This is a genomic window from Streptococcus pantholopis (assembly GCF_001642085.1).
In the GTDB taxonomy this organism is placed as follows: Bacteria; Bacillota; Bacilli; order Lactobacillales; family Streptococcaceae; genus Streptococcus; species Streptococcus pantholopis.
Genome location: NZ_CP014699.1, coordinates 2146839 through 2167745 on the forward strand (window position 1 = coordinate 2146839; position 20907 = coordinate 2167745).

21 protein-coding genes and 1 pseudogene are annotated in these 20907 nt (G+C 43.5%); all 22 read left to right on the top strand.

Annotated elements, in window-relative coordinates:
• Positions 1-29: 29 nt before the first annotated feature.
• The gene (gene purD / locus A0O21_RS09985) at positions 30-1295 is read left to right on the top strand and encodes a phosphoribosylamine--glycine ligase (RefSeq protein WP_067064758.1); all 1266 of its coding nucleotides are present in this window, start codon (positions 30-32) and stop codon (positions 1293-1295) included.
• Complete coding sequence (locus tag A0O21_RS09990; protein ID WP_067064759.1) at positions 1285-1731, top strand: 2-thiouracil desulfurase family protein; 447 nt, start codon at positions 1285-1287, stop codon at positions 1729-1731. The genes purD and A0O21_RS09990 overlap by 11 nt, the downstream gene beginning before the upstream one ends.
• On the top strand, positions 1731-2219 hold the full coding sequence (purE, locus tag A0O21_RS09995; protein WP_067064761.1) for a 5-(carboxyamino)imidazole ribonucleotide mutase: 489 nt from the start codon (positions 1731-1733) through the stop codon (positions 2217-2219). The genes A0O21_RS09990 and purE overlap by 1 nt, the downstream gene beginning before the upstream one ends.
• Positions 2206-3297: a 5-(carboxyamino)imidazole ribonucleotide synthase gene (gene purK, locus A0O21_RS10000; protein WP_067064764.1), complete on the top strand. Its 1092-nt coding sequence runs from the start codon at positions 2206-2208 to the stop codon at positions 3295-3297. The genes purE and purK overlap by 14 nt, the downstream gene beginning before the upstream one ends.
• A gap of 176 nt (positions 3298-3473) precedes the next feature.
• On the top strand, positions 3474-4169 hold the full coding sequence (locus tag A0O21_RS10005; RefSeq protein WP_067064767.1) for an aspartate/glutamate racemase family protein: 696 nt from the start codon (positions 3474-3476) through the stop codon (positions 4167-4169).
• Positions 4170-4295: 126 nt separating this feature from the next.
• A complete protein-coding gene (locus tag A0O21_RS10010; protein ID WP_067064770.1) occupies positions 4296-5246 on the top strand; it encodes a ketopantoate reductase family protein in 951 nt (316 codons plus the stop codon).
• A gap of 19 nt (positions 5247-5265) precedes the next feature.
• Positions 5266-5488, top strand: a pseudogene (locus A0O21_RS10015) (phosphoribosylaminoimidazole carboxylase).
• Positions 5489-5952: 464 nt separating this feature from the next.
• A complete protein-coding gene (gene purB / locus A0O21_RS10020; protein WP_067064772.1) occupies positions 5953-7245 on the top strand; it encodes an adenylosuccinate lyase in 1293 nt (430 codons plus the stop codon).
• A gap of 174 nt (positions 7246-7419) precedes the next feature.
• Complete coding sequence (locus A0O21_RS10025; protein ID WP_067064776.1) at positions 7420-8928, top strand: FAD-dependent oxidoreductase; 1509 nt, start codon at positions 7420-7422, stop codon at positions 8926-8928.
• 390 nt (positions 8929-9318) lie between these two features.
• Positions 9319-10233: a helix-turn-helix domain-containing protein gene (locus A0O21_RS10030; RefSeq protein WP_067064778.1), complete on the top strand. Its 915-nt coding sequence runs from the start codon at positions 9319-9321 to the stop codon at positions 10231-10233.
• A 366-nt stretch (positions 10234-10599) separates the two neighbouring features.
• Entirely contained in the window at positions 10600-11601 is a 1002-nt protein-coding gene (gene ruvB, locus A0O21_RS10035; RefSeq protein ID WP_067065301.1) for a Holliday junction branch migration DNA helicase RuvB, read from the top strand.
• Positions 11602-11720: 119 nt separating this feature from the next.
• Positions 11721-12257 carry a hypothetical protein gene (locus A0O21_RS10040; protein WP_067064781.1) on the top strand — a complete coding sequence of 179 codons (537 nt, stop codon included), beginning with the start codon at positions 11721-11723 and terminating at the stop codon, positions 12255-12257.
• A gap of 207 nt (positions 12258-12464) precedes the next feature.
• Positions 12465-12905 carry a low molecular weight protein-tyrosine-phosphatase gene (locus A0O21_RS10045; protein ID WP_067064782.1) on the top strand — a complete coding sequence of 147 codons (441 nt, stop codon included), beginning with the start codon at positions 12465-12467 and terminating at the stop codon, positions 12903-12905.
• Between the two features lie 19 nt (positions 12906-12924).
• Positions 12925-13308, top strand: coding sequence for an MORN repeat-containing protein (locus tag A0O21_RS10050; protein WP_067064784.1), 384 nt, complete (start codon positions 12925-12927; stop codon positions 13306-13308).
• Positions 13305-15095 (top strand): acyltransferase family protein, encoded by a 1791-nt coding sequence (locus A0O21_RS10055; RefSeq protein WP_067064786.1) that lies wholly within the window; start codon positions 13305-13307, stop codon positions 15093-15095. The genes A0O21_RS10050 and A0O21_RS10055 overlap by 4 nt, the downstream gene beginning before the upstream one ends.
• Before the next feature lie 514 nt (positions 15096-15609).
• Positions 15610-17097 carry a threonine synthase gene (gene thrC / locus A0O21_RS10060; RefSeq protein ID WP_067064789.1) on the top strand — a complete coding sequence of 496 codons (1488 nt, stop codon included), beginning with the start codon at positions 15610-15612 and terminating at the stop codon, positions 17095-17097.
• Positions 17098-17205: 108 nt separating this feature from the next.
• Complete coding sequence (locus tag A0O21_RS10065; protein ID WP_067064791.1) at positions 17206-18492, top strand: MATE family efflux transporter; 1287 nt, start codon at positions 17206-17208, stop codon at positions 18490-18492.
• 4 nt (positions 18493-18496) lie between these two features.
• Entirely contained in the window at positions 18497-18619 is a 123-nt protein-coding gene (locus A0O21_RS10750) for a helix-turn-helix domain-containing protein (protein WP_148660302.1), read from the top strand.
• Positions 18620-18914: 295 nt separating this feature from the next.
• A complete protein-coding gene (rpsJ, locus tag A0O21_RS10070) occupies positions 18915-19223 on the top strand; it encodes a 30S ribosomal protein S10 (protein WP_067064793.1) in 309 nt (102 codons plus the stop codon).
• A gap of 106 nt (positions 19224-19329) precedes the next feature.
• Entirely contained in the window at positions 19330-19956 is a 627-nt protein-coding gene (gene rplC, locus A0O21_RS10075; RefSeq protein ID WP_067064795.1) for a 50S ribosomal protein L3, read from the top strand.
• Positions 19957-19980: 24 nt separating this feature from the next.
• Positions 19981-20604, top strand: a complete 624-nt coding sequence (gene rplD, locus A0O21_RS10080; protein ID WP_067064797.1) for a 50S ribosomal protein L4 — start codon at positions 19981-19983, stop codon at positions 20602-20604.
• Entirely contained in the window at positions 20604-20900 is a 297-nt protein-coding gene (locus A0O21_RS10085) for a 50S ribosomal protein L23 (RefSeq protein WP_067064800.1), read from the top strand. The genes rplD and A0O21_RS10085 overlap by 1 nt, the downstream gene beginning before the upstream one ends.
• Positions 20901-20907 lie beyond the last annotated feature (7 nt).

Consider the following 20907-nt stretch of genomic DNA (forward strand, 5'->3'; position numbering starts at 1 on the left):
TCAGAATTTTCATGTGAGGTATCTTAACTATGAAACTTTTGGTTGTTGGATCTGGCGGCCGCGAGCACGCGATTGCTAAGAAGTTACTGGAGTCTCCGCAGGTAGAGCAGGTCTTTGTGGCACCTGGAAATGATGGGATGACGCTGGACGGATTAGATTTAGTCGACATCGGAATTTCCGAACATTCTGCCCTGATTGCCTTTGCACAAGCAAATAACATTGCCTGGACCTTTATCGGTCCTGATGATGCTTTGGCAGCTGGGATCGTGGATGATTTTAATCAGGCTGGTCTTAAAGCTTTTGGGCCCACCCAGCTGGCGGCGGAACTGGAATGGTCTAAAGATTTTGCTAAGAAAATCATGGGTAAATACGGCGTTCCGACAGCGGCTTACGGAACTTTTTCTGATTTTGAAGAAGCGAAAGCTTATATTGAAAAACAGGGTGCTCCAATTGTGGTCAAGGCTGACGGTCTGGCGCTGGGCAAGGGAGTAGTCGTAGCTGAAACCGTTGACCAGGCTCTTAATGCAGCGCGGGAAATGTTGCTGGACAATAAATTTGGTGATTCAGGCGCGCGTGTGGTGGTTGAGGAATTTTTGGAAGGTGAAGAGTTTTCGCTTTTTGCCTTTGTCAATGGGAATCAGTTTGATATTATGCCGCCGGCTCAGGATCATAAGAGAGCTTTCGACGGTGATAAGGGGCCAAATACAGGCGGTATGGGAGCTTATGCCCCAGTACCCCATCTGCCGCAAAGTGCAGTGAACACAGCAGTAGAAACGATTATTAAGCCGGTACTGGCCGCTATGCTGGCGGAAGGACGTCCTTATTTGGGAGTGCTTTATGCCGGCCTTATCCTGACAGCCGACGGCCCCAAAGTTATCGAGTTCAATTCGCGCTTTGGTGACCCGGAAACACAAGTGATTTTACCCCGTCTGACTTCTGATTTTGCGCAAAATATCACAGATATTTTAGAAGGAAAAACGCCTGACATTACTTGGGCAGACACAGGAGTAACGTTAGGCGTAGTGCTTGCCTCTGAGGGCTATCCGCTTAACTATAAGAAAGGCGTGGAGCTGCCTGCCAAAACGGATGGCGATATCATCACCTATTATGCGGGAGCTAAGCTGGCAGAAAACAGTAATCGGCTGCTGTCTAACGGGGGCCGGGTCTATATGCTGGTTACCACGGCAGATACTGTTGAGGCTGCTCAGGATAGCATTTACGGCCAGCTGGCTAAACAAGAGACAGCCGGTCTCTTTTACAGAACAGATATCGGAGGTAAGGCTCTTGGGAGATAGAACCTGTGTCCTGGTCAGCGCCTGTCTGCTGGGTGAAAATTGTAAGTATAATGGCGGCAATAATTACAATCAGCAAGTCATCGATTTTGTGTCTGATAAGGAAGTTATTGCGGTTTGTCCGGAAGTCGCAGGCGGTCTGCCTGTTCCCAGAAAACCTGTGGAGCTTTCCGGCGGCCATGTCCGTGATGCTGAGGGCAAAGTCTATGATAAGCCTTTTCAGACTGGGATTGCTCATACTCTTGCTTGTCTGGAAGGAAAAACGATTGATTTGGCTATCCTTCAGTCAAGAAGTCCGTCTTGCGGAGTCAACCAGATTTATGATGGTAGCTTTTCCGGAAGGAAAACAGCAGGGAGCGGACTCTTTGCACAAAAGCTCAAAGACCTTGGATATAAGGTCCTTGATGCTGAAGATATGAACCAAATGAAAGGAAAATGATGAAACCAATTATTTCGATTATTATGGGGTCAAGTTCCGATTGGGCAACCATGAAAAAAACGGCAGATATGCTGGATAAGTTCGGAGTCAGCTATGAGAAAAAAGTTGTTTCGGCCCACCGCACACCGGACCTCATGTTTCGGCATGCTCAAGAAGCGCGCGGCCGCGGGATTAAGATTATTATCGCCGGAGCAGGAGGAGCTGCTCACTTACCTGGCATGGTAGCTGCAAAAACCACTCTTCCGGTTATCGGTGTGCCGGTCAAATCACGGGCCTTATCCGGGTTGGACTCCCTCTATTCAATTGTGCAAATGCCTGGAGGTGTGCCTGTGGCAACTATGGCTATCGGTGAAGCAGGAGCGACCAATGCAGCGCTTACAGCTCTGCGTATCCTCTCTGTTGAAGACAGTGAGATTGCGGACAAACTGGCCGATTTTACCCGTGAACAAGGCGAAATAGCGGAGGCTATGACAGATGAGCTCGACTAAAACAATTGGGATTATAGGCGGTGGGCAGCTGGGGCAGATGATGGCTATATCAGCTATTTACATGGGCCACAGGGTGATTGCTCTCGATCCGGCAGAGGACTGTCCTGCGTCGTGCGTGGCAGAGCTGATTGCGGCGCCTTATGACGATGTTGCTGCCCTGCGCCAATTAGCAGAGCGCTGCGATATTCTCACGTATGAGTTTGAGAATGTCGATGCGGACGCTCTTGATGCTGTGGTCAGGGAAAAACAGCTGCCGCAGGGGACTGCCCTGCTCAGAATGTCGCAAAACCGTATTTTTGAAAAAAATTTCCTGTCGAAAGAAGCGAAAGTACCTGTAGCCCCTTATAGAGCTGTTACTTCCAGCTCCGACTTAAAAAATCTGGACTGGTCAAAAAAATATGTCCTTAAAACAGCGACAGGAGGCTATGACGGGCACGGGCAAAAAATTCTTGGTGGTCAGGCTGACCTTGAAGAAGCAAGTCTGCTGGCTGACTCAGCTGATTGTGTGCTGGAAGAATTTGTCAATTTTGATTTGGAAATCTCGGTCATTGTATCCGGGAATGGGCAAGACGTGACAGTCTTTCCAGTCCAGGAAAATATCCACCGTAACAATATTCTGTCCAAAACCATTGTGCCTGCCCGCATCTCAGATGAATTGGCTCAAAAAGCGCAAGCCATGGCGAAGAGAATTGCCTGCAAACTTCAATTATCTGGTACCCTTTGTGTGGAAATGTTTGTAACAGATGACGGCCTCATGATTAACGAAATCGCACCGCGTCCCCATAACTCAGGCCACTACTCCATTGAAGCCTGCGGTTTTTCACAGTTTGACACCCATATCTTAGGTATCCTAGGTAAACCATTGCCGGCTGTCAAGTTACATGCTCCGGCTGTCATGCTCAATATCCTTGGTCAGCACCTGGCTAAAGCCCAGGCCTATATTACTGCTAATCCTAGCGCCCACCTCCACCTTTATGGTAAACTAGAGGCAAAGCATAACCGCAAGATGGGACATGTGACGGTGCTTTGTGATATGCCTGATGAGATTGAGGAAATGGGGAAAGGATTAGATTTTTAATGATAGTGTAATCATTCATATCTTATTGAAATAGTCAAACAGGCGTAGTTAAGGCAGCCTTATTTCAGCAAACGAGGCTGGATATGGATTTAGGTAAGTTTATTCATCAGTTGCTAGTAGGTAATAAGCGTTTAAGGAAGGCAATTAGTTATAAAATTGATTTTTAGGTGAACACTATGAAAACTATCGGTCTTATCGGTGGTATGAGCTGGGAAAGTACTGTTTCGTACTACCAACTTATCAATGAAACCATCAAGGAAGAACTCGGTGGCCTCCATTCAGCAAAAATTTTGCTTTATAGCGTGGATTTTGCCGAGATTGAGCATTATCAAGCTAGTGGTAACTGGGATAAGAGTGCTCAGGTCTTGTCTGAAATTGCTCAGAAGTTGGAGCAGGCTGGGGCAGACTTTATTGTCATCTGTACCAATACCATGCACAAGGTGGTTCCGCAGATTGAGGAAAAAATTTCTATTCCGATTTTGCATATTGCGCAGGCGACTGCTGAGACTTTACTTGAAAAAGGCATTCAAAAAGTCGGCCTTTTGGGTACCAAATACACCATGACTCAAGATTTTTACAAGGAAAAACTGCTCGAAGCTGGACTGAAGGTAGTCATTCCAGACCAGTCTGGCGTTGAGGAAGTTAATCGGATTATCTATAACGAACTTTGCCTAGGCAATATCTTAGAAGGATCAAAGCAAATCTACCTTGCAGTTATAGATGATTTGAAAAACGCTGGTGCTGAGGCTGTCATTCTAGGCTGCACAGAAATTGGCCTTCTTGTCAAACAGGAAGATACCAACATGCCCCTTTTTGATACAACAGCTATCCATGCTCAGAAGTCGGCGGAGTTGGCATTTGATGATGTATAAACCAAGTAATGTTTAAGGGAAAAGCGAGTGAGACTGAGGTGTTTGAAACAAAAGGACGGTATTCAAAACAATTTTTGGTGACTGATTCTTGATAAATTTTTTGAGGGAGAAGAAGTAACTTTTGATATGAAAATTTGCATTTTAGGCTTAGGTGTAATAGGGACAACTTACGGCTATGTTTTCCAGCAGGCTGGGCACCATGTGGAGCACCTTGTGAGAACCGGCAAGACTGTTCCTAAACAGTTAACTGTCAGTTTATTAGATGGCCGTTATTCCAAAAAAGGGGAAGAAAAAACTGCCGCTTATGATATTTGCCTAGCTGAACCTGATACTGTTTATGATTTTATTTTTCTAAGTGTCAGGCATGGTAATATTAGTGAGGCTCTTGAGACACTTAGGCAAAATAAGATAAGAGGAAGTTTGGTTTTCTTTTGCAATTTTTGGAAAACAAGTGATGAGATTGCTGAACTTGCCGGAGATTATGCCTATGTTATTGGCTTCCCTACTGCCGGCGGTCATCTTGAAGGGAACCATCTTAATGCAGTCCTGTTTGATCATATTATGCTCGAGCACAAGACAAAGACAGCCATTACTAACTATCAAGATTTAGATCTTCTGATGCAGTCAGCTGATATTAAGCTGGAAATTCCTTATGACATGGTAGAATGGATCTGGATTCACATGGCCATCAATGCAGGGGTCACTTCAACAGCTGCTGGTTTAGGCAATATTGCTGATCCGCAGCAGCTGGCGGCTGATTTAATGAATGATTCACAGCAACTGGCACGCGCGGTTAAGGTGATTCGCGAAACAAGCCGAGTTGTATCGGCCTATGGCGTTGATCTGAGGCGGTATAAAGGAGAGCTGCTCCCTTATAAGATGCCCGCATGGCTGGCTGGTAAAATCATGCAATCAATGTTTGCTGCCAATCCGTTAACCAGACGGATTATGACCCTGCATAATGATAAAGACGATATCTTTTACGGCTGTCAAAAAGTTTACAATGCTGGAAAACAAGCTGGAGTTTCGATGCCTCTGTTTACTGAAAATATTAAAAAGATAGACCAGTATTTTTAAATTTAGACGAAAGGGAATTATGATTCGAATTATCCTCCATGCTTTTGTTGAAAATAGTCGGACCGGTGTGTTTGAAATTGTTTTTGCTTCAACTGATGAATGCTGTTAAGCAAAAAGTAACAGAATTAAAAGCGCAGTTTCCAAACGATTATCTTGCCGTCTATGACCTTCCGCTGGATACGGATTTGAATAAACTTCCTCATTATCCGTCAGTGGCTATTGGGAGAGAGGAGTTTGAATGATCAGCTAGTAATCGGTTTAATAAAAGAAACAATATAGGAGCAAAGCTACCCTCGATAAGGATTCAGACTGCTCTTATCCTCAAATTGAGAAAGGGAAACGGGTATACATTTGCTGAACTGAACCTGATCGGAATTTAGATACAACCGCTAGGGTACAAGCACCCGATTCTATAAAAATTTGCAAATTAAATCAAAAAGGAAAGGACTGGGCTCCCTGTATTCACCTATCTGAATACGGGCTATGGGCTGTGCCAAAAAGATAAACATGACCTAGACCTTAGCCTACCTTCCTTGAACTTGTCATAAAACATATTTTAAGATAGAACTGAAAGGAGTGAGGGTATTCCCGAGATTTGAACTCGAGCTGAAAGCGTCAGAAAAAAGATAGACTTCCTTGTGTGCAAGCACACGGTGTCAGTCTCCTATTTTTCTCTCGCTTTCTTAAGGCCCTCTGTATCATAAACATGCTAAAACGTTATTCCCGCCCTGAGATGGCGAACATTTGGTCAGAAGAAAATAAGTACCGCGCTTGGCTGGAGGTTGAAATCCTTGCTGACGAGGCCTGGGCTGAGCTGGGTGAGATCCCCAAGGAAGATGTGGCTGAAATCCGTAAGAAAGCGGATTTTGATGTTGACCGCATTCTAGAAATCGAGCAGGAAACTCGTCACGATGTGGTCGCCTTTACCCGTGCTGTTTCTGAAACGCTTGGCGAAGAGCGCAAATGGGTTCACTATGGCCTGACTTCAACCGATGTGGTTGATACAGCCTATGGTTACCTCTACAAACAGGCAAATGCCATTATCCGCCGCGACTTAGAGAACTTTATTAAGATTGTGGCCGATAAGGCGCGTGAACACAAGTATACCATCATGATGGGGCGCACGCATGGTGTCCATGCGGAGCCAACAACCTTTGGGCTTAAGCTAGCGACTTGGTACAGTGAAATGAAGCGCAATATAGAGCGTTTTGAGCATGCTGCCGCTGGTGTGGAAGCCGGTAAAATTTCGGGTGCTGTTGGTAACTTTGCCAATATTCCTCCTTTTGTTGAAGCTTATGTCTGTGAAAAACTTGGCATCCGTCCACAGGAAATTTCGACACAGGTGCTGCCGCGTGACCTGCATGCCGAGTATTTTGCTGTGCTGGCAAGCATTGCGACGTCGATTGAACGCATGGCGACAGAAATTCGCGGCCTGCAGAAATCTGAGCAGCGCGAAGTGGAAGAATTCTTTGCAAAAGGTCAGAAAGGAAGTTCAGCTATGCCTCACAAACGCAATCCTATCGGTTCTGAAAATATGACCGGTCTTGCGCGCGTGATCCGCGGGCATATGGTGACCGCTTATGAAAATGTTGCACTCTGGCATGAGCGCGACATCTCCCACTCGTCGGCTGAACGCATTATTGCACCGGATACCACTATTTTGATTGATTACATGCTCAATCGTTTTGGCAATATCGTCAAAAATTTAACGGTCTTCCCGGAAAATATGATTCGTAACATGAACTCAACTTTTGGTTTGATTTACAGCCAGCGTGTTATGCTCAAACTCATTGAAAAAGGGATGACGCGTGAGGAGGCTTACGATTTGGTTCAGCCTAAAACCGCCTATTCTTGGGATAATCAGGTGGACTTTAAACCATTGCTTGAAGCAGATGAACAGATTACTTCCCGGCTGACACAAGAAGAAATTGATGAGCTCTTTAACCCAGCTTATTACGCCAAACGTGTCGATGATATTTTTGCGCGTCTAGGCTTGTAGACAAAGTATTCACTTTTGTATACACTAAAATTATTCTGAAACGCTTACCGAACATATCCGTCAGTCAAGAGTCATAATTCAATTGAAAAATGAGCTTTTTCATACATTTTCAAAAATAAAATGGCAGTTTTTACAAACTTTTAAGGATATCATAAAAAAGAAAGTTGGTTGCATATGGAGTATCAAACAGAAGTTGTTATTGTTGGTGCAGGAGCAGCTGGTTTTGGAGCAGCTCTTAGTCTTGTCGATGCAGGTAAAAACGTTATTATGCTGGAAAAGGGGAATCGGTATGGTGGTGCCGGTATGTTTGGAGCAGAAGGCTTATTTGCTGTTGGCAGCAAGCTTCAGCAGGTTTCAGAAGATGATAAAACGCGTGATTATACACTTCAGGATGCTATAGATGAAATGTTAGAATACACCCATCATCGGTCAAATGCTCGTATGACACGCGCGATTTTAGGGAAGTCTGCTGAAACCATCACATGGCTGCAGGAACACGGCATGGAAACTGAATTGGTCAATAATACTCAAGAAGTCCATCAAGACCATGCAATGGTTTACCACCAATACATTGATAAATTTGCTGCCTTTGACAGAATGAAGGACTATTTTGAGGCAAAAGGCGGCATTCTTTTAACCGAGACTGCTGGCCAAGATTTGATCTATCAGGAGGGTCAAATCAAAGGAATAAAAGCGCTTAAAGCTGATGGCAAAACAATTGAAATCAGCTGTCAGGCTGTTATTTTAGCAGATGGTGGTTTTGTCGGGAATGCAGAAATGGTTTCTGAGGCTTTGACCATCGCCCCAGAATTCCTCTATAGCATGGGGGAGCGCAAAGCGACAGGGGACAGCTTTACAATGTTAGAAAAGTTGGGGGTTGAAACGCGTAAACACCGCTACTTTGAAAACCATGCTGCTACAGTTGTGTCAAAAACGAATCCTAAATGGCGAAATATGGCTGTATTTACCCTGACGAATTTACCTTTTCTATGGGTCGATGCACAGGGCAAACGTTTTGCTAATGAGGAAATCGTCTATGATTTTGCTCTATGGGGAAATGCCGTTTATACGGCTGGCGGCCGTTATTACTTCCTTATGGATCAAGCGCAGGTTGACTTTCTGAAGACAAATGTTTTAGACTGGACCCATTCCTTTGAAAGGACTTTTGTGACATTGGCGCATCAGCCTATGACCCATCAGGTTGGACCATTTCCAACCTTAGACGATGATTTGAAAGAAGCAGCTGAACATGGTGCTGCCTTTAAAGCTTCAAGTTTACAAGAATTAGCAGAACAAATCGGCTGTTCATCCCAATCTTTGAAAGAAACAGTTGAGACCTACAATGCTGCTATCCAACAGAAGTCGGATGCTGAATTCGGGAAATCCGAAAAGTTTCTTAAATTTCCTATCACAGAAGGCCCCTTCTATGCGGTTCGTCCCATCTCTACTTCATTAGGGACTATCGGCGGGATTCCTGCCAATGAAGATTTTCAGGTGTTATTCCCTAATCAAAAACCGCTTATGGGAGCTTTTGTCGCGGGTAATAATGCGACTGGCATGTATGACAACTCCTATCCGACCCTAGAAGGAATTAGCTGTGCTTTTGCATGGAATTCCGGCCGGATTGCGGGTGAATCAGCCATCAAACTGTTAGAGCAAGGAGTATCAGCCTATTATCATTAAAAATAGCTAGGTTGGTTATCCTAACAAGCAGGTGTTTCGTCAATCTTCAGAAGCGCTTAGCTATAAAAGTTGGATTGTTAATGACAAAAATAGTGCGGGCAGAGAGCCTTTTATGGTATGAGCTGCACCTCAAAAGTTAGATTTTATATCTAACTTTTGAGGTGTTTTTCTATAAATTGAGCTGCGAAGCCCCATTTATTTGAGGACACAGCTGCGTGCTTAAAACTGATTGTGCGGAGCTCAGTGAATGCAGGTCTCTCCAATTTCTGATGCGCAGACTGTATTTGTCTGGAAAAACAGGATTTTTTCTAATCAAAATGGTTTGCTAAATAAATCAGTCGTGCTAAAATAAGCTAATAAAAAAAGAAACGGGGAAGCTTAGGGGGACCAGTGAAAAAGTTTGGCGGAAAAATTAAATATTTAAGGTCTATCAAAAAATTGACAAGAGAGGAGCTCTGCGGTGACGAAACCGAACTGTCGGTCAGGCAGCTGGCGCGGATTGAATCGGGGGAATCAGCCCCGACTCTCAATAAAATAAGGTACATTGCCAAGCGTCTGGGAGTGACAGTCGGTGAACTGACAGACGGGGAAGGTTTGGATCTGCCAGCTCGGTATGAGGAATTGAAATATCTTATCATGAGAACGCCCATATATGCTGACACCAATCGTGTGGAATTGGTTGAGACCTATTTTGATGAAGTATATGAGCAGTATTATGATAATCTGCCTGAAGAAGAGCAGCTGGCAATCGATATTCTTCAGTCTTCTTTAGATGTTCAGATTACAGATAATATCGAATTTGGCAGTATTTTGCTGCAGGATTATTTTGAACAAGTCAAAGCAAAGAGAATTTACAGCATCAATGATTTGCTGATTGTCGGCCTCTATTTTTACCAGATTTCTTCTGAGTCTATTTATAGTGATGATATTTCTTCGGAGACTTTGGATATGCTGGCTGGCCGCTTAATTCTTCAGACGCATTACATTGTACCGAGCTATCTCTTTTTACTGAGGGATGTCTTGCTGCAGTGCGGCGGTATGCTTCTGTTAACTCACTCTTACCAGCATTTGCCGGCCATTGTTCAGGAACTGAACACCATCATCAATAAAACCCAGGATTACCAAAAGAAGCCTCTGGTTGATATGCTCGAGTGGAAATATTACCTGTATGTTAAACAAAATTTCAGCCGGGCTCAGCAAAAATACCAGCAGGCAGTGCAGTTTTCTGCTATGATTGATGACGCAGTGCTGAAAGAAAATTTAGAAAAAGAATGGCAAAAGGATACCTTACAGTTAAGAACATGACAAAAATGTCATGTTCTTCTTACTTTAAAATAGGTATAATGGGCTAAGCCTATCAGAAAGGAGGAATATAAATGTTACAAGCCTTTTTAGGGTCTATTTGGTGGTTTCGCTAAGCCGAAAAAGTCCCCAAAAAATAAGAAATCACATAATGTCATTTCTTACTTGTCTCAAAAACACCCCTTAACTTGGGGTGTTTTTGTCATCAATTTTTCAGGTATCAAAGCAAGCAGCCCGTTCACAAAGGCTGGCTGATGAGACTAAGTGCAGAGACAGCCTTTTTTGTGCAGCAATAAGGTGACAGAAAGAGCTGCAGTATTTATCGATAAGACAATAGTTTTTCTGTTCTTTTTCTGTTATACTGGTCTCATGGCAAGAATTTTAGATAATCATTTAATGGAAGATGAAGAAGCGCTTGAGCCGACACTTCGCCCGCGCTACTTAAAGGAATACATTGGCCAAGACAAGGCGAAAGAACAGCTGAAAATTTTTATTGAGGCAGCTAAAATGCGGGATGAGGCACTGGATCACGTTCTGCTGTTTGGCCCTCCCGGTCTGGGGAAGACGACTATGGCTTTTGTTATTGCTAATGAACTTGGGGTAAGTCTCAAGCAGACAGCAGGTCCTGCGATTGAAAAAGCCGGCGATCTGGTCGCTCTCCTCAATGATTTAGAACCAGGAGATGTTCTGTTTATTGATGAGATTCACCGGCTGCCTATGGCTGTTGAGGAAGTTCTCTATAGTGCTATGGAGGATTTTTATATTGATATCATGATTGGATCCGGTGATACCAGCCATAGTGTTCACCTTGATCTGCCGCCGTTTACGCTTATCGGAGCTACCACACGTGCCGGTATGCTGTCCAATCCCTTGCGTGCCCGCTTTGGTATTACAGGCCACATGCAATATTACAGTGTCGAAGCACTGACTGATATTGTGGAGAGGACAGCTGCTATTTTTACAATGGCTATTGAACATGATGCCGCTGTAGAATTAGCCAGACGCAGCCGCGGGACACCGCGTATTGCCAATCGTTTGCTGAAACGGGTCAGAGATTATGCTCAAATTATGGGAGATGGTCAGATTAATAAGGAAGTGACAGATAAAGCTCTAACCATGCTTGATGTCGATCATGAAGGTCTGGATTATGTGGATCAGAAAATCTTAAAAACCATGATTGAGCTCTATCAAGGAGGGCCTGTCGGTCTAGGGACTTTGTCGGTTAATATCGCTGAAGAACGAGACACAGTCGAGGACATGTATGAGCCTTATTTGATTCAAAAGGGCTTTATGATGCGGACAAAAACCGGCCGGGTAGCCACTGCCAAAGCTTACGAGCATCTTGGCTACACTTACCCCACAGAGAATTAATTTTTCTATAATAATATGAAACCAAGATGTCAGTTAGATGGCATCTTGGTTTCATTATTTGGTAAAAGATTTTTCCTATCTTTTTTTTGTTACAATAAGTAGAATAGGAGGAGTTATTTATGAGAAAAACCATTAGTTTTACTTTACTGACTGCCAGCATTTTAGCACTTACAGCCTGCAGCAACAACAATCAGACTGACAGTTCGAACTCTGCTTCTTCCAGTTCCAGCATAACTAAAAGTACAAGCTCTGATAAAACCGCATCAAGCAGTAAAGCTGTTTCTGACAGCGGTAAAGGCATCACCTACAGTGATGGCAGCACAATCTTAGTCGGCAGTGATGGTAATTTTAGCGTTACTCTGAATGATGGAACAGATATCACATCAAATACAGATGGGACTTATACTATTCTTGATGCAGACGGAACATCAGTATCTAAAACAGCTGATGGCAGTTATGCTATTGTCTTATCCGATGGTTCAAATATCGCTGCAAAAGCTGATGAAACTTATGTTGTTACAACTGCAAGCGGTGAAATTAAGGCAGGTTCCAGCTTAAGTGAGCTCAATGATTACTTAACGGAGAACGACTATCCTACCATAGCAGACTACGATGAGCAAGTTGAGGATATCCGCGACTATATTGACAGTCATTGAGAATCATTGACTTTGTGGTTAGATTTTAACTATATTTAGAAATGAGGGCATTGGTGATTTATATACAGCCAGTTGAGTTTTTTGCTGCCGCTAGGCGCAGAAAGCTTGGCTGGTTTTTTGAGGTAAAGCCTCATTTTAAGTGGAAAATCCGTTAAAAATAGGGTAAGATTAAAGGTGAACAATAATGTCATAAAGGGAACCACAATTATGCCAAAAATTTGTTTTGTCTGTTTAGGGAATATTTGCCGCAGTCCTATGGCTGAGTTTGTTATGAAAAACCTCAGCAAAGGGCAGCCAATACATGTAGAGAGCCGGGCAACCTCAGGCTGGGAACACGGGAATCCCATTCATCCCGGAACACAGAAAGTCCTGACGCAGCACCATATAATGTTTGATAAAACGAAGGTTTCTCAGCGTATCAGTATAAAGGACTTTGCTGCTTTTGATTATATTATCGGAATGGACAAGGACAATGTCCGCGATCTAAAGCGTCTGTCTAAAGGGGAATTCACAGATAAAATTTATTTGTTTACTGAAAATGGTGTTCCTGACCCTTGGTATACAGGAGATTTCGCTGCTACCTATGATTTAGTTATGCGCGGCTGCCGGCACTGGCTGTCATTTATTGTCGAAAAAGGCAGCCGATAGGGAAAGAAGAGGGCTTATAATGATTAAAAAATTAGGGCTGACACGAAAGAAAATAGAGATTTTATGCCTGCTTCTTATCTTAGTGTGCGGCTTATCTGTACTTCCCCTGTCTTTTAAAAGGAGAGCTGTTTTAACTTACGATGACAATAAAATAAACTACACGGGCTATGTTGTCAATAATCGGATGAATGGTCAGGGAAAGTTGACCTATGAGAACGGTGATGTTTATGAAGGCCACTTCACCAACGGCGTTTTTAACGGACAGGGGACCTTTACGTCAAGCAATGGCTGGTCTTACAGCGGCAGTTTTAAAAACGGCCAGGCAGACGGGAAAGGAACCTTAAAGGCTAAAAACGGCGAAGTTTATACAGGGACCTTTATACAGGGGATTTATCAAAAATGAGAATAAAATGGTTTTCTTTAATACGTATTTCTGGCTTACTGCTGGTTTTATTGTATCATTTCTTTAAAAATACTTTTTCCGGCGGTTTTATCGGCGTTGATATCTTCTTTACTTTCTCAGGCTATCTGATTACTGCTTTACTGATAGATGAGTATGCTAAAAATAAGCATATTGACTTAATCGGTTTTTTTAGAAGGCGTTTTTACCGTATTGTCCCTCCTTTGGTACTGATGATATTATGCACGATACCGTTTGTCTATTTGGTACGTTCGGATTTTATTGCGGGTATCGGCCGGCAGATTGCAGGAGCCGTTGGTTTTACGACCAATTTTTATGAAATTATCACAGGCGGGAATTATGAAACACAGTTTATTCCCCATCTTTTTGTGCATACTTGGAGTTTAGCCATTGAGGTTCATTTTTATATTATTTGGGGGATTCTGGTCTGGTGGCTGGCCAGACAAGGCTATGATAAAAATAAACTGAGAAGCTTTATCTTTGTTCTGTCAGCTGCTCTCTTTGCGCTTAGTTTTGGCAGTATGTTTGTCCGGGCTTTTTTTGTAGACAATGTTTCCAGTGTTTATTTTTCAACGCTTTCCCACACTTTCCCCTTTTTCTTAGGGGCGATGGCTGCTACGGTATCAGGGGTGTCGGAAACGACTGCGCGGTTTAAGCGCAATTCCCGCCTGTGGTCAGCCCGACGCGCTCTCTCTGTAATGGCCGGCAGCTTCTCTCTTCTTCTGCTGCTGAGTCTACTGCTTGATTTTAACAGTCTTATAACCTATCTTTTTGGTTTTTTCCTGGCCAGCTTTTTTACTGTGCTGATGATTTATTCGGCGCGGGTGCTTCATGATAAAACACCTGATCTCAAAGAACCGCTGATTATTACTTTTTTGGCGGATATCAGTTATGGCATGTATCTTTTTCACTGGCCTTTTTACATTATTTTCAGTCAGCTTCTGCCTAATAGCTTAGCTGTTCTTTTGACAGTTTTTTTCTCTCTTGTTTTTTCAGTTTTATCTTACTATATCATCGAGCCTTTTATTGCAGGGAAATCTGTCAGACTTCTGGGCATTGACTTTGATCTGACGCCTTATAAAAAATGGCTGTATGGTTCTGCCGGATTTTTAGCTTTGGTAACCCTTGTAACAATAATTATAGCCCCTAATGTTGGAGCTTTTGAAAGAGAATTAACGGTTAACTCCTTAAAACAGGCTCAAACAAATCTTGAGCGAACCCATACACTGGCAGCAGGAGATGCAACGGCACTCAGTGATGTGATGGTTATAGGCGATTCAGTTGCTCTGCGTTCAAGTGATGCTTTTACTTCGCTTTTGCCGGAAGCTCAGCTGGATGCTTCGGTCAGCCGTGATTTTGATGATGCCTTTACGATTTTTCAAAACCATCTGACAAGCAATACCCTATCCAGAATTGTTGTACTGGCGGTTGGTGTTAATGCGCTGGATCATTACCAAGAAGATATTCAGCAATTTATTGATGCCCTTCCTGACGGTTACCGTCTGGTTTTGGTTACTCCATATAATTCCAAAGATATCACACAGGTCTCAGAGGTTCGTGACTATGAACTGCAGCTGAGTAAAACCTACGATTATTTAACGGTAGCTGACTGGTATCAGGCTGCTGTAGACAATCCGGCTATTTGGAACGGAACGGATGGCGTTCATTATAGTGATGCCAATGATCAGGGAGCTAACCTCTATGTGGAAACTATTCAGAAAGCTATCCAAAAAGCTGCCAAACAGCCGGCAAAGGGAGAATCAGAGTGAAAACAGTATAAGGATGAAGGACAGATCTATGACAGTGAAATAACCAGGGGTATCCGTCTGCTTTTTAAATGCAGTATGTGATTTCCGCAGATTTAAACTTTAGACAAAATGAAATCGTTTGCTCTTAAAAAATTTCTGATTAGCTGTTTACAAACAAAAAAGATAGAGCTATAATAATGGTGACAAAGGATGTCAGAAAAATAAGGGGGATAAAAATGACTGAATTGTTCTATGACGTTTTAGCAACAGTTTGGATTTCCATTGCTGGAGTAGACTCACGTTGGGAATATTAATTGATAGTTATTGTTAGTGCGATGATGAAAGCAGCACCTCTAGATTTTTTACCTTCACCCTGCGGTAAAAATCTAAAGGTGCTTTTGTTGTCCGGCCTGTCCATTTGTATTTTGGCAGCCATTGGGCAACTATTACTATTTCCTGGCCGGTCTTACTCAAATATTCAGAAAATTATGGTATAATGCTTACAAAAGACTATTCTAGTAAAAGAGGATGACTTATGACCTTAATCTATCAATCAACACGCGATGAAAAAAACAGAGTAACGGCCAGTAAGGCTATCCTGCAGGGGTTAGCTGCTGATGGAGGCCTTTTCACTCCTTTGTCAGTTCCAAAGCTCAATCTCAACTTTGACCAACTGCAGCATGCTTCTTATCAAGAAGTGGCTAAATTGATTTTGTCTGCTTTTCTGGATGATTTTACAGAAGAAGAACTTGATTACTGTATCACATCTGCCTATGATGCGAAATTTGATACACCCGCTATTGCTCCGCTTGTTAAGCTAAAGGGACAGTATCATTTGGAGCTGTTTCATGGCTCGACTATTGCGTTTAAAGATATGGCACTTTCTATTTTGCCGTATTTGCTGACAACAGCTGCAAAAAAACAAGGAGTGGACAATAAAATTGTTATCCTGACAGCGACATCAGGGGATACGGGAAAGGCGGCCATGGCTGGTTTTGCTGATGTCCCAGGGACAGAAATCATAGTCTTTTACCCTAAAGGCGGGGTGAGCAAAATCCAAGAGCTGCAGATGACGACTCAAAAAGGATCCAACACGCATGTTATCGCTATAGAAGGGAATTTCGATGATGCGCAGACTAGGGTTAAAGAGATGTTCAATAACCCAAATTTACGGCAGGAGCTTCTGGAGCATCATATGCAGTTCTCTTCGGCGAATTCAATGAATATCGGCCGCTTGGTGCCGCAGATTGTCTATTATGTTTATGCTTATGCCCAGCTTGTCAAGACAGGAGAGATTAAAGCCGGAGAGGCCATTAATGTCGCGGTCCCAACAGGTAATTTTGGCAATATTTTAGCGGCTTATTATGCCTATCAAATCGGACTGCCTATCGGCAAACTGATCTGTGCTTCAAATGAAAACAAGGTCTTAACCGACTTTTTTGAGAGCGGAATCTATGATAAAAAACGTGATTTTCGGGTGACGACCAGCCCTTCTATGGATATCCTTGTCTCCTCCAATTTGGAACGCCTGCTTTTCCATCTGCTCGGCAATGATGCCGCAGCAACAAAAAGCTTGATGGATAACTTAGCTAAACAGGGGGAGTACAGTTTGGCTAAGGTCAATCAAAGTATTTTTGATTTATTTGCGGCGGGCTTTGCGACAGAAGACGAGACTGCTGCTGAAATTAAGCGTCTCTATGATCTTTCAGGCTATATTGAGGATCCTCATACAGCGGTGGCCTCTGCCGTTTACCAGACTTATGCGGAGCGTTCAGGGGACCAAAGACCTGCCGTTATCGTCTCAACAGCCAGTCCCTATAAGTTTCCGCGTGTCGCAGTGGAAGCAGTGACAGGTAAAGATGCAGCTGATGATTTCGCTGCAGTAGGCGAGCTGCACACCTTATCAGGTGTTGACATTCCTCAGGCAGTTGCCGGTTTGGAAAAGGCGGATGTCCGCCATAAAAGGGTTGTCGCTGTTAAGGCCATGCAGGAGGCCGTCGAGAATTGTCTGGGGCTTTCTTAAAAAGCTGTTCTAGTTTTGCCTACTTAGACTGTTTGCCTCCACTTCATAGGAATACTAACTATTTAAATTAAAGCTGCTGTCTGTGGTTTAACTGTCTCGTGTTGTACTATGAATTCAAAAAAGAAAATTATTAGACTGGCTTTGCCGGCTATGGGAGAAAATTTTCTGCAGATGCTTATGGGGATTGCAGATAATTATCTGGTAGCTCAGGTGGGTTTGGCCGCTGTTTCCGGCGTATCAGTTGCTAATAATATCATTACTGTTTATCAAGCGCTTTTTATTGCTCTTGGCAGCGCGGTCTCCAGTCTGATAGCTAAGAGCTACGGTGAAAGAGATGATGCAAAAATCAGGCACTATCAAGCCGAATCTGTTTTTATAACACTTGTCTTAGGTCTTGTTTTAGGTCTGTTCTCCCTGCTGTTTGGCAGAACGGTTTTACGGATATTAGGAACTGCCCCTCCTGTGACACAGGAGGGCGGTCTTTACTTGATAATTGTGGGGGGCTTGGTGATAAGTCTCGCTTTGATGATAACTTTTGGGGCCCTTTTACGGGCACAGGGGAAGTTTGTGCTGCCCATGACGGTCAGTTTATTGATTAATTTTCTGAACGCTTTTTTGTCCGCCTGGGCTGTCTTCGTTTTTAAATGGGGAGTGGCAGGAGTTGCCGGAGCGACAGTTTTTTCCCGCCTGTTGGGAGTTATTATCTTAGGTAGCCAGCTCCCTCTTAAAGAGATTTTTAGGCAGCTACGGCCAAGAGCAGATAAAGACTTACTTGGCCTGGCCCTGCCTGCCGCAGCTGAACGTTTAATGATGCGTGCTGGTGACATTGTTGTGGTAGCCCTAGTCGTTCAGTTTGGTACAGCAGTTGTTGCCGGTAATGCTATCGGGGAGACCTTGACTCAGTTTAATTATATGCCCGGTATGGGTGTGGCAACGGCAGCTGTAATATTGGTTGCCCATAGTCTTGGTGAGGGGAATGAAAAAGAAATTCAGGCTTTAGTCAGAGATTCTTATCTGATTTCTCTGGTTTTGATGCTGCTGATTGGGACCTTGACCTTTTTCTGCGGCCGATATTTAACCTATCTCTTTACATCAGATACAGGAGCAGTTCAGGCCAGCTTAGTTGTGTTATTTTTCTCTTTTATCGGCAGTCCTGCTACTGCCGGGACCTTGATTTTTACAGCTGTCTGGCAGGGGCTTGGACAGGCAAAGCTTCCCTTGTACGCGACAACTGTCGGAATGTGGCTGATTCGGGTAGTGCTCGGCTACGTTTTGGGCCTTTGGCTGGGTTTAGGTCTTTCTGGTGTTTGGCTGGCTACGCTTATGGATAATTTGTTTAGGTGGCTGTTCCTCTATTACAAATACAAACGGTATATGCAAAAGAGAAGTAGGTAATATTATGGTCCTCGATCATATTAAGGAATTTATTGTATTGGCTAAAACAGAGAATTATTCAGAAGCCGCTGAACAAACATTTATTTCCCAGTCCAGTCTGTCTAAGCATATTCAGTTTGGGAGCTGAACAGGAGGCGAAAGGGTATTGGACATCAGGTAACAGAAGAAAGCGTTTAGGTAGACAATTACAGTTTAGCCTGCGCTTTTTTGTGTGAAAACCTTTTCTTGCTCTTAAATCAAAAAAATCTGTAAAAACCCCTTGCAAAGCCTTGTCAAATCTGATATTATAGGTGGGTGCTGTAAAAAGCAGCTTTAGCTATGATGCAAGAGGTTGCGACACGCTCGGTTGCATTGCCACGCAACCGCCTGTCGGTTTTCTTGAAGAGCTAGCCTATTATCGTAAATAGACGAGAGGAGAAAAGATGGCAAATAGAAAAATCCGTATCCGCCTGAAGGCGTACGAACATCGCACATTGGACGCAGCGGCTGAAAAGATTGTTGAAACGACAGCGCGCACTGGTGCAGCAGTAGCCGGACCGGTTCCGCTGCCGACAGAACGCAGTCTTTACACTGTTATCCGCGCAACTCACAAGTATAAAGATTCTCGTGAACAGTTTGAAATGCGGACTCATAAGCGTTTGATTGATATTATCAATCCAACTCAGAAAACAGTGGATGCTTTGATGAAACTGGATCTGCCAAGCGGAGTTAATGTCGAAATCAAGCTTTAAGAAGCGATTTCACAGAGTTTGAAAGCACTCTGACAATAAAAACTTTCTGAGCGGGAAGGCTCACAAAAAATCAAACCATAATTAATAAGTAAAGGAAATAGTTCTCATGACAAAAGGAATCTTAGGGAAAAAAGTGGGAATGACTCAAATCTTCACGGAAAACGGTGAATTTATTCCTGTAACGGTCATTGAAGCGACACCGAATGTCGTTCTTCAGGTTAAAACTGTTGAAACAGACGGCTATGAAGCTGTTCAAGTCGGTTTTGATGACAAACGTCAAGTGCTGAGTAACAAACCCGCTCAAGGCCATGCAGCAAAAGCTGACACAGCTCCTAAGCGCTTCATTCGTGAATTCAAAAACATTGAAGGCTTGGAAGTTGGTCAGGAAATTACAGTTGATACTTTCGAAGCCGGTGATGTAGTTGATGTCACTGGGACAACAAAAGGAAAAGGTTTTCAAGGGGCGATTAAGCGCCATGGACAATCACGCGGTCCTATGTCACACGGTTCGCGCTATCACCGCCGTCCGGGCTCTATGGGGCCGGTTGATCCTAACCGTGTCTTCAAGGGTAAGAAATTGGCAGGACAAATGGGCGGTAACCGTGTAACTGTGCAAAACCTCGAAGTGGTGCAAGTGATTCCGGAGAAAAATGCTATCCTTATTAAAGGAAATGTGCCGGGGGCTAAAAAATCTCTTGTTATCATCAAATCAGCAGTTAAAGCTGCTAAATAATAAGGAAAGGGGAAATCAGTAAAAATGGCCAACGTAAAACTATTTGACCAGACTGGTAAAGAAGTCAGCGAAATCACTTTAAACGATGCTGTTTTTGGTATTGAACCGAATGAAGCGGTTGTTTTTGATGTCTTAATCAGCCAGCGTGCCAGCCTACGCCAAGGGACGCATGCAGTGAAAAACCGTTCTGCAGTGCGCGGCGGCGGACGTAAACCGTGGCGCCAAAAAGGTACCGGGCGTGCCCGTCAAGGTTCTATCCGTGCTCCGCAATGGCGCGGCGGCGGTGTTGTCTTTGGACCGACTCCGCGTTCATATGCTTATAAGCTTCCGCAAAAAGTTCGCCGGCTTGCTTTGAAGTCCGTTTATTCGGCGAAAGTTGCTGAAGATAAATTGATTGCTGTAGACGCTCTTTCATTCGCAGCTCCTAAAACTGCTGAGTTTGCAAAAACTCTCGCTGCGCTTAATGTTGATTCAAAAATTCTTGTTATCCTTGAAGAAGGTAATCGTTTTGCTGAACTGTCAGCCCGCAATCTTCCGGGTGTAGCGGTGGCTACAGCAGAGACCGCAAGTGTTCTTGATATTGTTAACAGTGACAAGATTTTGGTTACTAAAGAAGCAATCTCTAAAATTGAGGAGGTTCTTGCATAATGAATTTATACGATGTCATTAAAAAGCCCGTTATTACCGAAAAAGCAACCTATGATTTAGAATCAGGGAAGTATACTTTTGAGGTTGACACACGTGCGCACAAACTCTTGATTAAACAAGCTATTGAAGCTGCTTTTGAAGGTGTTAAGGTTGCCAGTGTTAACACGATTAACGTTAAACCTAAAGCTAAACGTGTCGGCCGCTATACCGGCTTTACAAACAAGACTAAGAAAGCTATTGTCACACTGACAGCTGATTCTAAATCAATCGATTTATTTGAAACAGAAGCTGAATAATCTAAGG

What these genes read in the sequence shown, in the direction of transcription:
- rpsJ (WP_067064793.1), top strand. Translation starts at nt 18,915, where the DNA reads ATGGCAAATAGAAAAATCCGTATCCGCCTGAAGGCGTACGAACATCGC.
- A0O21_RS10045 (WP_067064782.1), top strand. Translation starts at nt 12,465, where the DNA reads ATGCCAAAAATTTGTTTTGTCTGTTTAGGGAATATTTGCCGCAGTCCT.
- A0O21_RS10055 (WP_067064786.1), top strand. Translation starts at nt 13,305, where the DNA reads ATGAGAATAAAATGGTTTTCTTTAATACGTATTTCTGGCTTACTGCTG.
- rplD (WP_067064797.1), top strand. Translation starts at nt 19,981, where the DNA reads ATGGCCAACGTAAAACTATTTGACCAGACTGGTAAAGAAGTCAGCGAA.
- A0O21_RS10085 (WP_067064800.1), top strand. Translation starts at nt 20,604, where the DNA reads ATGAATTTATACGATGTCATTAAAAAGCCCGTTATTACCGAAAAAGCA.
- purK (WP_067064764.1), top strand. Translation starts at nt 2,206, where the DNA reads ATGAGCTCGACTAAAACAATTGGGATTATAGGCGGTGGGCAGCTGGGG.
- purE (WP_067064761.1), top strand. Translation starts at nt 1,731, where the DNA reads ATGAAACCAATTATTTCGATTATTATGGGGTCAAGTTCCGATTGGGCA.
- A0O21_RS10065 (WP_067064791.1), top strand. Translation starts at nt 17,206, where the DNA reads ATGAATTCAAAAAAGAAAATTATTAGACTGGCTTTGCCGGCTATGGGA.
- rplC (WP_067064795.1), top strand. Translation starts at nt 19,330, where the DNA reads ATGACAAAAGGAATCTTAGGGAAAAAAGTGGGAATGACTCAAATCTTC.
- ruvB (WP_067065301.1), top strand. Translation starts at nt 10,600, where the DNA reads ATGGCAAGAATTTTAGATAATCATTTAATGGAAGATGAAGAAGCGCTT.
- A0O21_RS10050 (WP_067064784.1), top strand. Translation starts at nt 12,925, where the DNA reads ATGATTAAAAAATTAGGGCTGACACGAAAGAAAATAGAGATTTTATGC.
- A0O21_RS10010 (WP_067064770.1), top strand. Translation starts at nt 4,296, where the DNA reads ATGAAAATTTGCATTTTAGGCTTAGGTGTAATAGGGACAACTTACGGC.
- A0O21_RS10005 (WP_067064767.1), top strand. Translation starts at nt 3,474, where the DNA reads ATGAAAACTATCGGTCTTATCGGTGGTATGAGCTGGGAAAGTACTGTT.
- A0O21_RS10040 (WP_067064781.1), top strand. Translation starts at nt 11,721, where the DNA reads ATGAGAAAAACCATTAGTTTTACTTTACTGACTGCCAGCATTTTAGCA.
- purD (WP_067064758.1), top strand. Translation starts at nt 30, where the DNA reads ATGAAACTTTTGGTTGTTGGATCTGGCGGCCGCGAGCACGCGATTGCT.
- A0O21_RS10750 (WP_148660302.1), top strand. Translation starts at nt 18,497, where the DNA reads ATGGTCCTCGATCATATTAAGGAATTTATTGTATTGGCTAAAACAGAG.
- A0O21_RS10025 (WP_067064776.1), top strand. Translation starts at nt 7,420, where the DNA reads ATGGAGTATCAAACAGAAGTTGTTATTGTTGGTGCAGGAGCAGCTGGT.
- thrC (WP_067064789.1), top strand. Translation starts at nt 15,610, where the DNA reads ATGACCTTAATCTATCAATCAACACGCGATGAAAAAAACAGAGTAACG.
- purB (WP_067064772.1), top strand. Translation starts at nt 5,953, where the DNA reads ATGCTAAAACGTTATTCCCGCCCTGAGATGGCGAACATTTGGTCAGAA.